General features: G+C 52.5%; 13 protein-coding genes. 3 read left to right on the top strand and 10 right to left on the bottom strand.

The features are described 5' to 3' along the window. Positions 1–101: 101 nt before the first annotated feature. The 3 genes from L691_RS0105960 to hxlA all read right to left on the bottom strand — a co-directional run bounded on the left by L691_RS0105960 (position 102) and on the right by hxlA (position 2,086). The gene (locus L691_RS0105960; protein ID WP_025689382.1) at positions 102–734 is read right to left on the bottom strand and encodes an HAD-IA family hydrolase; all 633 of its coding nucleotides are present in this window, start codon (positions 732–734) and stop codon (positions 102–104) included. Positions 735–888: 154 nt separating this feature from the next. Continuing rightward, positions 889–1,446 carry a 6-phospho-3-hexuloisomerase gene (gene hxlB / locus L691_RS0105955; RefSeq protein ID WP_025689381.1) on the bottom strand — a complete coding sequence of 186 codons (558 nt, stop codon included), beginning with the start codon at positions 1,444–1,446 and terminating at the stop codon, positions 889–891. A 7-nt stretch (positions 1,447–1,453) separates the two neighbouring features. After that, a complete protein-coding gene (hxlA, locus tag L691_RS0105950) occupies positions 1,454–2,086 on the bottom strand; it encodes a 3-hexulose-6-phosphate synthase (RefSeq protein ID WP_025689380.1) in 633 nt (210 codons plus the stop codon). Between the two features lie 256 nt (positions 2,087–2,342). On the opposite strand from hxlA, the gene L691_RS0105945 reads away from it, so the two are divergent. After that, positions 2,343–3,755, top strand: a complete 1,413-nt coding sequence (locus L691_RS0105945; protein ID WP_025689379.1) for an MATE family efflux transporter — start codon at positions 2,343–2,345, stop codon at positions 3,753–3,755. Between the two features lie 139 nt (positions 3,756–3,894). Here the strand turns inward: L691_RS0105945 and L691_RS0105940 are convergent, their stop codons facing one another. Together L691_RS0105940 and L691_RS30565 are read right to left on the bottom strand one after the other, a co-directional pair. Next, a complete protein-coding gene (locus L691_RS0105940) occupies positions 3,895–4,173 on the bottom strand; it encodes a hypothetical protein (RefSeq protein ID WP_025689377.1) in 279 nt (92 codons plus the stop codon). A gap of 411 nt (positions 4,174–4,584) precedes the next feature. Further along, positions 4,585–6,141, bottom strand: coding sequence for a histidine kinase N-terminal 7TM domain-containing diguanylate cyclase (locus L691_RS30565; RefSeq protein WP_025689375.1), 1,557 nt, complete (start codon positions 6,139–6,141; stop codon positions 4,585–4,587). A 172-nt stretch (positions 6,142–6,313) separates the two neighbouring features. On the opposite strand from L691_RS30565, the gene L691_RS0105930 reads away from it, so the two are divergent. Then, positions 6,314–7,270, top strand: coding sequence for an ATP-binding protein (locus L691_RS0105930; protein WP_025689374.1), 957 nt, complete (start codon positions 6,314–6,316; stop codon positions 7,268–7,270). Between the two features lie 16 nt (positions 7,271–7,286). Continuing rightward, the gene (locus tag L691_RS0105925; protein WP_025689373.1) at positions 7,287–8,168 is read left to right on the top strand and encodes a tetratricopeptide repeat protein; all 882 of its coding nucleotides are present in this window, start codon (positions 7,287–7,289) and stop codon (positions 8,166–8,168) included. A 90-nt stretch (positions 8,169–8,258) separates the two neighbouring features. On the opposite strand, the gene L691_RS0105920 is transcribed toward L691_RS0105925, so the two are convergent. The 5 genes from L691_RS0105920 to L691_RS0105900 form a co-directional block, all read right to left on the bottom strand. Further along, positions 8,259–8,507: a type B 50S ribosomal protein L31 gene (locus tag L691_RS0105920; protein WP_025689371.1), complete on the bottom strand. Its 249-nt coding sequence runs from the start codon at positions 8,505–8,507 to the stop codon at positions 8,259–8,261. A 229-nt stretch (positions 8,508–8,736) separates the two neighbouring features. Beyond that, a complete protein-coding gene (locus tag L691_RS0105915; protein WP_332249042.1) occupies positions 8,737–9,744 on the bottom strand; it encodes a potassium channel protein in 1,008 nt (335 codons plus the stop codon). A 96-nt stretch (positions 9,745–9,840) separates the two neighbouring features. Next, entirely contained in the window at positions 9,841–10,233 is a 393-nt protein-coding gene (locus L691_RS0105910; protein WP_025689367.1) for a DUF350 domain-containing protein, read from the bottom strand. After that, positions 10,230–10,898, bottom strand: a complete 669-nt coding sequence (locus tag L691_RS0105905) for a hypothetical protein (RefSeq protein WP_025689366.1) — start codon at positions 10,896–10,898, stop codon at positions 10,230–10,232. Before L691_RS0105905 ends, L691_RS0105910 begins: the two co-directional genes overlap by 4 nt. Before the next feature lies 1 nt (position 10,899). After that, positions 10,900–12,036: glutathionylspermidine synthase family protein (locus L691_RS0105900; RefSeq protein ID WP_025689364.1), on the bottom strand; the 1,137-nt coding region annotated here is incomplete at its 5' end.

Raw genomic sequence — 12,036 nt, 5'->3', positions numbered from 1 at the left:
GGTTCTGGATTTTACCAATGTACCGTCAAAATCAAAAATAATATGTTTAATTATTTTACTCCTTCCTTCCACCGTGGAAGCTCTATCTAACAAGACATCCTTTATTCTCCTTCAATGAAACTCAAGATATCATCAGGCTTGGCAGCAATAAAAGCCGGCTTCCCTTGTTGAAGAAGTGCAGATGAATCATAGCCCCAAGTCACACCAATGCTTTTTATCCCTGACCGACTAGCAGCCTTGATGTCTCGCAGTTCGTCTCCAACATAAATGAGGTCCTCTTTTTTTAAGTTAAATTTTTTGCAAAACTGATTCAGGTCTCTAAATTTCGTAAAAGGATTCGATGAAAAATACTCGTAATCAAAGAAATCCATTTGATTGTTTAGAAGAAACTCGCGGGTAGCCTTTTGGGAATTGGATGTAATAAAGCCGATTTTAATATTCCGATCCTTTAAATCATGAAGCAGCTTTGAAATTCCCTTCACGGCTTTCATCGTAGGGAAAGCATCCTGGTAACCTGCTTTAATCAACATTCCAACGATGGGCATCTGGTGCCAAGGTACCCCTAATAATTTACAACGATTTCGAATGGATAAGCGGCTAAGCTCTTCCACCTGGTCAGGTTGAATGCTCTGGAATCCTTTAGTTGCAGCGATCTGGTTAAAGAGTTGAACGGCTAGTGATCTGGTATTCACCAACACTCCATTAAAGTTGAAGACAATGCATCCTTGTTCCATATTACAATCCCCTCACCCAAAAATATCTATTAATTCAAACATATTCTACATGGAATAATGAGTCAACGGTACTAAGTCCTTAATTTAAACGAAAAGAACCCAGCGCCCTGTGAAGACGTGGGTTTCTCGATGATTTGAACGCATGCCACGCAGGCTACTCCAGATTGGCATGCTTGCCGAACATTTGGGTTGTCGTTTGCCCCGTCTTATCCATTAGCCGCAAAATAACGGCATCATAGAACAGGAGGAGCGTCTGCTCAAACAGCGAGGCCATCGGCTGAATCGTCGAGCCGCTTCCTGCCGCCTGATCTTTCGGCGCTCCGGGGAGCTTCACCGTATCGTCGGCCAGACGTCCAAGCGTCGACTCCGGGTTGATCGTAAGCGCGGCTACGCCTGCGCCGAGTGCCTTGGCTTTTTGCGCCATCGCAATCAAGCTCTGCGTCTCTCCCGAGCCGGAGCCAAGGATAAGCAAATCTCCCTCAGCGATACCGGGAGTCACCGTTTCTCCGACCACATAAGCATCCTTGCCCGCATGCATCAGCCGCATGGCAAACGCCCGGCCCATTAGACCGGATCTTCCTGCTCCCGCAAGGAAGATCCGGTGTGCGCGAAGAACCCGTTCGGCGAGTTCCTCCGCTTCCTGCACGGGAATCAGGGATACGGACCGCCGCAGCTCATTGATAATTTCCTCTGCGTATTGTACGGTGTTCATCGGCCGCTTAAGACTGACTGACAAGACGCTTCATTTCAGCAGCAGCAGCCCTTTTGTCAGCTTGTCCGGTAATGCCTCCGCCTACGATGACAAGATCCGGTTTCGCGTCGACCACTTCAGGCAGCGTATCCAGCTTGATGCCTCCCGCGATGGCCGTCTTGGCCTGCTTGACCACACTCTTGATCGCCTGCAGATCCTCAAAGGAGTTCTTGCCCTCGGCTTGATGATCGTAGCCGGAATGAACGCAGATGTAGTCAGCGCCGAGAGCGTCCACTTCCGCCGCTCTGCCCTTGATGTCCTTGACGTTAATCAGGTCGACGAGAACTTCCTTCCCGCTTTTCTTGGCTTCTTCAACCGCACCTCTAATCGTGGAGTCGTCGGAAACGCCGAGTACGGTAATAATATCCGCGCCCGCTTCAGAGGCCTTCATCACTTCGTAACCGCCCGCGTCCATAATCTTCAGGTCGGCTAATACCGTAAGCTGCGGAAAAGCGTCCTTGATCGCTTTTACAGCGTGCAGTCCTTCATTAATCACGATCGGAGTTCCAATTTCAACAATATCTATATAGTCAGCAACTTCAGCCACCACTTCTTTCGCTCCGGGGATGTCTACCAAATCAAGCGCCAATTGCAATTTCATAGGATCATAGCTCCTTTGTGGTTATATAATTTATTGCTACGCCTATTGTAGACAGTACATTCCCCTTTAGGAAGTAGGCACTTTGCCGTGGTGTAGTTACCTGGAGGATACCAATGTGCAAAACGGCAGAAAATTTCAGAAAACCATAATCTTTTGATCGCGCGGGAAAAAGGGATGATTTTAACGAAAAGCTGTGCTAGTATTGTCCTTTGGAATCAACGAAAATCCTGACTTTACTTAGAAGAAGGTGACCTTCATGGCTGCTGACACCGCTGTGAACAAGACGGAAAATGAAAGGCCCTCCCATGAAAAAATCAGTCTCGTCAAGCTGACCTGGCCGATCTTCCTCGAACTGTTCCTGTTCATGCTGATGGGCACGGTAGACACGTTTATGATCAGCTCCGTTTCGGACGATGCCGTATCCGGCGTAGGGGCGGCGAACCAGATCATCCAAATCGCCATCCTCGTGCTCAGCGTAGTCGGAAACGGCGCGGCCATCGTCATCTCCCAGTATCTCGGTTCCCGAAAGCTGCTCGAGGCGGCGGACGTTACCGCGAGCTCCATAACGCTCAGTCTGGGCTTAGGGGTGCTGCTGAGCATGATCTTCCTCGTATTCGGCGGAACCCTGCTGACGGCCCTTAACATTCAGGGCGATATTTTTGTCTACGGTAGGACGTACATTGTTATTGTCGGCGGTTTTATTTTTTTCCAGGCGCTGATTAATGCCCTTGCGGCTACAATCCGTACCTACGGCTACACCAAGCAGACGATGCTGCTGTCGCTGCTGATGAACATTCTGCATGTGGCCGGCAACTATATTCTGATCTTCGGCCACTTCGGCTTCCCGGCGCTCGGCGTGCAGGGCGCGGCCATTTCAACCGTGCTCAGCCGCCTAATCTGCCTGTTCCTGTTCTTCCTGCTGATGTACCGGATCATGGAAGTGCGCATCAAGTGGTCTTCTTATATTATCCTAAGCAAAAGCTACGTCATGAAAATACTGAAAATCGGCATCCCTTCCGCTTTCGAGTCGATTATTTACCAGGCATGCCAACTCGTGTTCACGCTGTACATCACCTATTTGGGTGCAGAAGCTTTGGCGACCCGCCAATATGCGCTTAATATTTCAAGCTATGTATACCTGTTCAGCATGGCGGCAGCGATGGGCACCTCCATTATCGTCGGTCACCTGGTGGGGGCGCGGAGGCCGCAGGAGGCTTACAAGCGGGTGTTCCAAAGCGTCAAATGGGCGCTGCTCGCCACCGTACTCATCGACCTGCTCGCCATCGCCTTCCGCATCCCGCTCTTCGGACTGTTCACAGACAATGAAAATATCATTCTAATGGGGGCACAGGTGATGCTGCTCAGCTTCCTGCTGGAGACGGGGCGGACTACCAATCTGATCATCATCAATTCCCTGCGGGCATCGGGAGACGCCAGTTTCCCGGTATACATGGGGCTGATCTCCATGGTATGCATGAGCCTGCCCTTGGCCTATGTGCTCGTCTTCCAGCTTCATCTTGGCCTAGCCGGAGTCTGGCTGGCAAATGCGGCCGACGAGTGGCTGCGGGCGGTTATTATGTATTTCCGCTGGCGCAGCCGGGCCTGGGAGAGATATGCTCTGGTTGATCAAGGGCCTGCCGAAGGTGAATCGAAACCCGCATTGGGATGATAGATTACCGCTCAAAGTATTCGTACCCTAGGGAAAAACCCCAAAATGACCTCTAAATCCACGGTTAAGTTGAGGACGAGGTCACTTTGGGGTACAATTTCAATTATTTTAGCAAGAAACTCTGAGCGGCCGCAGGAGATTAATCCAAATATCCAGCCAATCCCTTATCCATCAAATAATCCATCTCCGCTTCCAAAATACGCTCCACCGTCAGCTCGTCCAGCTTCACATCGCGGCGGCTGACCACGTAGTCGACCAGATCATCACTGTCGATGTCAACTTCACCCTTGGCGTTAGCCTTGGCGCTGTTAATGAAGGTCTGCTCGTGCTTCAGGATAAGGGCGATTGCCTTCGGATCGGCCTTCGTTTTGCCTCCGATGAATCGGATCATTTCCTGCTCGTTTATATTCTGGTTCATCAATGTTCATCCTCCCGCTTGGACCTGCAAACCCATTGTAGCATAAGTCCGCCGCTTGCACGCATCCAAAAGAACGGGGCATTCCGCAAACTTCCACCACCCAATTTCAATGGTGAGATTTAGCCATACCAGGCTGCTATTTTTGCCTCAGGCACAGGATCATTAATGTAAGGTAAGCTAGATCTGCAAGTAAAAATAATATCAGCGATTCATTAGACATATCCTTTAATAGAACCCACATATTCTCACCTTCGCAAATTACATAATTTTCTTCCTTATGGCAAATTATACCTCATAAATCAGGGAGTAATAAAGCTTTTTTTCAAAAAAAAGTAAAAAAATACTGAGATCTCCCGCAACGAGGGAGAAGTCTCAGTGAGTGAATTCGATATATGAAATCCATTATGCGTATCAGGAGACCGAGAAATGGCCGCCCACAGTCACTTTATTCTTGCCGTTTGTCTTCGATAGGTATAAGGCTTCGTCGGCCTGACGGTACAGCTGTTCAAAAGGCGTATCCGGGTCTTCCGTATACATCATCCCGATGCTGACCGTAAGATGGATACTGTGCCCGCCTTCCAGCATGACGGTGTACCCGACGACCGCTCTGCGGATGGCCTCCGCCTTGTCCAATGCTTCCGCTTCATTCCTGGCGAAAAGACAGAGCACAAATTCCTCTCCGCCCAACCTTCCCGCGATGGCTCCGTTGTTGCAGAAATTCCGGATTTTACGGGAAAATGATATCAGCGCTTGATCGCCGGCCAAATGCCCGTATGCATCATTAATCTGCTTGAAATCGTCAATGTCCATCAGCAGCATGGCTATCCCTTCCCCCTCCCTATGCTCCCGGGAATTGAAAGTATTCAGGAAATGCCGGCGGTTGTACAGACCGGTCAGATCATCAATGGAAGCCTGGTACTCCAGTTCGCGCTCATAGCGTTTTTGGTCGCTGCAATCGCTGATCATCAGCAGCATCGCACCTTCTTCGGGACTTCCTTCCAGCGGTATCAAGGATAGACTGCAGTGCAGGCTCTCCTCTTCGGCAGGCTCCAGTTCAATCCGGCCTCCCTGCCGATTCTCATAACAATCCAGAATACTAGGGTACTGCCGCAAAAAGGACAGAATACTGAGACCAAGCCAGCGGAACGGAACGGGACCGAACATGCGGGTCAGCAGCTTCTCTCCCGTCTCATTAATGTTGAGAATAACACCGTTCCGGTCTGTCAGCACCATCCCCTCTGCCGCGCTGCCAAGTACGCGGCCCGTGACGGAGGGCGCCGGCGAAAGCTGCGGGTAGCGATTGACGGCGAAATACACAACCGCCACGGACGGCAGCAGTGTAAGGACCGTAAATCCCGTGAAGGTGATCTCTAGAGCGGGAAGCGCAATGCTGGAAATCACTGAAATCAGTATTCCGAGCAGCAGCAGCACATTCGGCTTAAGCTTATGCGCCGGAACGGTCCTAAGTGACGCCGCAAACAGATAAGCCGCATACAGGCCAAAGACCTGATCATAAGCAATCATCGCCATGCTAAGCAGCGTGGGCTGCACCATAATTCCGATGATTCCGCCTGTATTGACCAGCCCCGCCGAGCTGCGCATCAGATGATGGTAGGGGTCGGTGAAGATGAGTGCAATATCCAGGAAGAGGGGAATGGACAGAAGCGTGAGCTTCCTCCGAAATCTGCCGGGCAATGGAGAGACATAATCCCTGACGGCAGCATAGGCGAACAAAGGGATGAATAATAGAGGAAGCTGCTGCAAGTTTCGCATCAACAGCTTGATTTTGAATGAAGAAGCCATGATCTCTGCGGCAGTTAAGATTAGCGCAGAGGCGATCAAGAGCAGCAGAACCCAAGCATAGCGCCTGCCCGGAAGTCGTCTTAACCGGCAGGCGAAAATGCCCATATAAAGGCTGATTGTTCCGCTGAGCAGCAAATAGTACGGATATCCCTTCATCCATGGCATGAACATTTCTCCTATTTTCATAATTGCTTCGACTAATTATATCCTATAACTTCCAACAATTGAATTGCCGCCGAAGCAAATTGCGTCTCTTTTTTTGATTGCTTATAATACTAGTTAAGCTGCGTCTTCTGAATCAAGAAGAGGCTTTTTGGGTGAAAGGGCGTGAATATCCGTGCCTCATGACGAGCAGGACAAGAACCGGATCAGACCGAAACTGAAGGTGATTTCATTCGACGGTAATAAGAGCAGCCTGGTTGAAACCGAACAATCACAGGTCACCTTTCAGGATGTAGGCGGGATGGAAGAGCTCAAGAAAAAAATCCGCCTGAACTTTATTCTGCCGCTTCAGCAGCCGGAAATGTTCCAGGCCTTTGGGAAGTCGGCCGGAGGCAGTCTCCTGCTGTACGGCCCTCCCGGATGCGGCAAGACGTTCCTCGCCCGGGCGATCGCCGGTGAGATCAACGCCAATTTCCTGCATGTCGAGCTGCAGGCCATTCTGTCCATGTACATTGGTGAAAGTGAGCATAATCTGCATGATTTCTTTGAAAAAGCGCGCCAGGAGAAGCCCTGCGTCATGTTCATCGACGAGCTCGACGCGCTGGGCGGAAGCCGCCATCACATGCAGCAGCACCATAACCGCATGCTGGTCAATCAGCTATTGATCGAGCTCGACGGACTGCAATCCTTCAATCATGAGGTGCTCGTCATCGGCGCGACGAATACCCCCTGGTACCTGGATTCGGCGCTGCGGCGGCCGGGGCGGTTCAATCATCTGTTCTTTGTTCCGCCGCCCGAACCGGCGGAGCGGGAGCTTATTCTCGGACTGAAGCTTCAGGGCAAGCCGCAGGAGCAGTTGAATCTGAAGCGGTGGGCCGAGATGACGACGCATTTCTCAGGCGCCGATCTGGAGCAAATCGTCAGGGATGCGGTTGAGCATGCCATCGAGCGTTCTCTTGAGAGCGGCAGCATTCAGCCGATTACGGACAAAGATATGAAGATGAGCATTGACCGCCGCAAGCCGACGACGCTGGACTGGTTCTCCACAGCGAAGAACTACGCTACCTTCAGCGACATCAACAAGGACTATGAGCAGGTGCTCGAATACGTAAAGACCCACCGAATCAAATGAACAGGCGGTGATGTCCATGAGCTTGCACGGCCCGGATGCCGCCCGCTACGAGCGGGCCTTCCAGCTGATGAACTGGCGGCGCTTTGCGGAAGCGGTCCAGGAAGCGCAGCAGTGGATACTCGAAGATCCGGAGAATGCTGACGCATACGGCTTGCTGGCGCAAATTCATATGAAAGCGGGCCGCTATGAAGAGGCAATGCGCTGTTCTGCCGAGGCGCTGCGCTATGATCCGGAGAATGCGATGGCCTGGTTCGTGCGGACCACGACGCTCTACTCCCAGGGCAAGGAGGAACTATTCCTGGAAGCGGCGGAGGAAGCGCAGCGGATCGACCCGCTGGAAAGCTATTATCCTTTTCTTAAATTCAACCTAGCTCATAAAAAAGGGGATTTTAAGGCGGCCAGAGAGGAAATGGACCACGCGCTTCGGCTTGCGCCGGATCGCGCCCTGTACCTGGCGGCGGACAGCTATCTGCGCGCCAACATGCGTGACTTCGAGGGCTCGCTCTCATCGGAGAGCATGGCGCTGTTCTATGATCCCGAAGACGACCAGACATTTCTGTATCTGGCCTGGGCGGCGGATCGAAGAGGCGACTACGGCAAAGAGATCGAGTTCATGAAGAACGCGGTCCGGATCGACCCCTCGGATGCGCAAATCCGCAGCGAGTATTTAAACAGCTTGCAAAAGAAATACTGGTTCTACCGCGTTCTGCTTATGCCGTTTGTCATCAGGAAGCGGCTGGGCAGGTGGCAGTTTTTCTTGATATGGGTCGTGCTTTGGCTCGTATTCCGCCCTTTCGTGCTGCTGTTCCTGCTCCTGTATGTGCTGGCGTACTGGCTGAGCAAACTGCTCGTCAAGGTGCAGGTATTCGGCTGGAGATCGCTGTTCCGCAAGATATAACCTGAATAGACCTAATGGAAAAAGGGACCCCCCGCAGATGGCCGAAGCCTGGTGCGATTGGTCCTTTTTAGCCGAAATATGCGCCCCGCGTTATTTCTTGAGTTTCAGCCGCTGATTGAAGCGGTCAATACGGCCGCCGGTGTCGATATTCTTCTGTCTTCCGGTGTAAAAAGGATGAGAAGCGGAGCTGGAGTCGACCCGGATCACCGGATACGTATTGCCGTCCTCCCATTCCATGGTCTCGTTCGAGGACTTGGTAGAAGCGCTCAGGAACTTAAAGTCCGCGCTCGCGTCATAGAAAATGACTGGCTGGTATTTCGGATGTATGCCTTCTCTCATCATTAATCCCTCTTTCTGCATAAATTGAGCATCTTGTTATAATTTACCCTTCTTTCGGGCAAAGATTTCACCAAAATGAACACTTTATTGAAAAGTTCCGAAAAACTCAGGGGCGGGCTTATGATGGCATGAATTCCGTCAACGCCTGCTCCATATACAGCAGTTCATGTACCGGGACAAAGTCGGCCCGCTCCAGTGCAGCTGTAAAAAAGGCTTCTTTGCCGTTATCCTATTTGCCTGCAATCTTCCGGTAGGTAGCCTCATCGGAGACGATATACAGCCTTGCCTCCGCCGGGATAGAATCGTTCAGCTTACGGTTGATGCCCAGATCGTGCCGGTCAGCGATTAGAGTTGCGCCTTGGCGCAGCAGGCTCTGAAACGCATCCCCATAGGTCTTCCATGACCTATCGACCGGCACCTCATAAATATCGTCGCCGTGCGAGCGGCTGATGAGTTGAGTAATCACCTCGGGATTTCCCTCCTGCAGCGCGGCTCTTACCGCCAGCCGGGAAACGGCGTCATGCGACAGCACGAACTCGTTGACCTGAACATGCCGGAAGTTCTGCACGTTCTTCTCCTGCATGATCTCCACCGTGGTATGTACACTCGGCGCAATACGCTCAATGCTTGAGGCGATCAGCAGCGATTTGCCGTCGACCAGCGCGGCCTCGTCGATCCGTACATCCCCGAAGATAATGGCCGCCCTCGCCTTGGGGAGACCCGCCTTCACCAGAATTTCGTCGGAGGAAGGATCGCCGCTAATAAAATGAACCTGATTCATCTGCTCCAGCGGATGCTGACCCGATTCGTCGATAATGATAATCTGGCCATCCGGCGTATAGCTGAGAATTTCGCCCACTGCGGCCTGCGCCTTTTTACTCCAGTTGATGAGAATGACATGATTCTCTCCCAAAAACGGCAACTTGCCCGCCCTCCTCTGTCTTCCGATTTCCGCAATAGAATCGATAATCTTTCCGATGACCAAGCTGAGCAGCCCGATGCCGAAAATGTATAGAAAAATCGTAAATATTTTGCCGATGGCCGTCTTGGCGAAAAAGTCGCCGTATCCGACCGTCGCCATCGTCGTCATGACCCAATAGAACGAATTGAACCAGCTGCCGAACGTGTCCGGTTCAAGCACATAGGCGACCGTCGCGCTGAACGTGACAAACAAGAGAATGCTCAGGCCAATCGTTCTTTTCCTAACTTGGGTCAGGATCGTGGACAGCTTTAACAAAAAGTGAATGGCCCTCGCCCCCTCGCACTTTCGCAAAAGCCCGCATAGCTGCCCAACGATTAACGGTTGAGGACAGCCCTGCGGGCCTTCAAATGATTAAATAATTAGGCTGCTGACCGCAAACGCGGTGCCGACAAAGACCATGCACAGCAGCGTTCCCACTGCGACATTGCCCTTCTTCAGCTGCTCGGAGATTTTAAAGCCAATCGTGACCAGCTCGAAAATCCAGTAAGCCGCCACCAGACAGACATAGCCGACCGCGAACCAGAGCGCCATAAACCAGATCGAAGAGTTCGTATAAGCCGCCACTCCGAGAATAATCGCCGTCGCCAGAAATTTACCGCCAAGCGCGAGTCCTACGGCCACATTGCCGTTCTTCAGCTCTTCCATATCCTTGAACGGAGTTATCCAGCTGAAGATCAGCATGCCCAGCAGTTGAAGCACGATAATGAAAACTACACTAACCAAAATATTGACAACGACCGTCAATCCGCCCACCCCCGAAATTTTGCATAAGCCAAATCATAATCCGCAAAATCATGAACCTCTTCCAGCACAACCGGCACCGTCTTTTTCTTGGCCATCGCGGTATAGCGCTTATCGTCGATCGGCTGCTTGATCCGGTTGCCCGAAGGCAGCTCTACTACGGCAAAGTTTCTTGTCTTGTCTTTGTACTTCGTCTTATAGACGCCGATCAGGTCGACGTCCGTCGTAACCGACACCTTCAGATTCTTCAGATCTGCTGTGGCCGAATTCAAATCCTTGTAGGATTTGATCGTGGACCAGGAAGACAGGCGGACCTGGTTCTTCTGATCGGCATCCGTCGTGATTTCAGCGTCCATATACTGGAGCGTATAGACTTTGTCCCCTGTCGCGTAATTACCGTCATTGGGCAGCATTTCGTTATTGGGCAGGATCGTCATATCGCTGCCTATAAGATCGCCGACCGTCCCCTCAACCACCCGGTAATCCCATGGTACCCGCGCCACATCACTGGTTGTCGTCGCTCCCGAATCTCTGGAAAATATACTGTCCGGATTATTGGAGCAGCCGGCCAGAACCAGCACCGCCGCGATCAGCAGCAGGGAAACCAAGCGCAGCGGCCGACCGCCGCGTCGGCCCGTTCCCGGCGTGTTATATACATTCTCGCGCAAATTATCTCACTCCCATTGCAATAAAATGGCTCGTATTGCCGGTGATGGGGCCTCCGCCCCGGCCCAGCAGTCCGCAGGGCTGTCCGTTGATCATGAACATTCCGGTCAGCAGGTGAAGCTCGCCCGCCGAAGTCTGAATCCGGGACAGTTCCGCTCTCTTCTGGTACACGGAAGGGAACAGCACGCTGCTGTCGAATCCATCCTCATCTTCAAGCTCAAGGCTTCCGTTCTCGTCATACATGCGCACCGAACCGCCCTCGCGCCCGAACATCGACTTGGATACGAAGTCCCCTGAGAATACAGGCTTGTTATAGGTAGGCAGAACGTATTTGGCGATTGCTTCACGCTCTTCCCCGCTGAACAAAAAGCCCAGCTCATACATGCCCCAAACTACGGCGATTAATCCTTTGGACTGGAGCAAAATGCTGTGGGGCGGATTGAACAGCGTCAGACGGCCGGTCTCGACCGCATAGGCCAAGGCGTCTCCGCCCTCATCCACCGCCATCCATTCCTTCGGGTAAAGGGCGAACATCCGATGTATAACGCGCCCCTGCCCGTCTTTGACCGTTCCGTCGTCAATGCTAAGCTCCAGGCAGTCGACACACTCTATATTAAGGCCGCTGTGCCTAACCAGCGCTTCGATTGTGCCGGAATCCTCCAGATGGGTTCCGTAGTCCACGCAGGCCGCGGTATCCGGCCGCTCCTCGCCCCAAGCTGCGGCTACAAGCTCCGGCATCCTGCCATTCACTGCCGGAACGTCCGCCTGCCGGCATACCCACGGCGTCGCGATCGACGCCTCCACATAGCCGGTCGGGGTATCGGCGTTCAGCTCCAGCAGCTTGATGCTGCCCCCTGCGTCCACGGCGAAGTCGAATCTCGCATACCGGCTGATCAGCCCCGGCGGCGGCAGCGGCGAGGTATCCAGCATCTCCCACAGCACCTCCGGGATGCCCAGCAGGGCGTACAGGTCATGTCTCCCGTAGATATAGCGCGCCGCTTTGTCGAGAATCGCCCACAGCCGGGCGGAAGCCTCCTCAAGTTCCCGGTATGTGCTCTCGCGCATAACGGCGACTCCATCCAGCCAATACTCCTCGTCCTCCAGATCGGCCCACGTAAAGCCCAGGCGGCCCAGTTCCTC

The organism is Paenibacillus zanthoxyli JH29 (assembly GCF_000520715.1).
In the GTDB taxonomy this organism is placed as follows: domain Bacteria; phylum Bacillota; class Bacilli; order Paenibacillales; family Paenibacillaceae; genus Paenibacillus_AQ; species Paenibacillus_AQ zanthoxyli.
This window is presented reverse-complemented; position numbering and strand designations above follow the sequence as displayed.

Excerpts from the sequence above, each read along its gene's own strand:
- L691_RS0105925 (WP_025689373.1), top strand. The coding sequence starts at position 7,287 with ATGAGCTTGCACGGCCCGGATGCCGCCCGCTACGAGCGGGCCTTCCAG.
- L691_RS30565 (WP_025689375.1), bottom strand. The coding sequence starts at position 6,141 with ATGCCATGGATGAAGGGATATCCGTACTATTTGCTGCTCAGCGGAACA.
- hxlA (WP_025689380.1), bottom strand. The coding sequence starts at position 2,086 with ATGAAATTGCAATTGGCGCTTGATTTGGTAGACATCCCCGGAGCGAAA.
- L691_RS0105920 (WP_025689371.1), bottom strand. The coding sequence starts at position 8,507 with ATGAGAGAAGGCATACATCCGAAATACCAGCCAGTCATTTTCTATGAC.
- L691_RS0105960 (WP_025689382.1), bottom strand. The coding sequence starts at position 734 with ATGGAACAAGGATGCATTGTCTTCAACTTTAATGGAGTGTTGGTGAAT.
- L691_RS0105945 (WP_025689379.1), top strand. The coding sequence starts at position 2,343 with ATGGCTGCTGACACCGCTGTGAACAAGACGGAAAATGAAAGGCCCTCC.
- L691_RS0105940 (WP_025689377.1), bottom strand. The coding sequence starts at position 4,173 with ATGAACCAGAATATAAACGAGCAGGAAATGATCCGATTCATCGGAGGC.
- hxlB (WP_025689381.1), bottom strand. The coding sequence starts at position 1,446 with ATGAACACCGTACAATACGCAGAGGAAATTATCAATGAGCTGCGGCGG.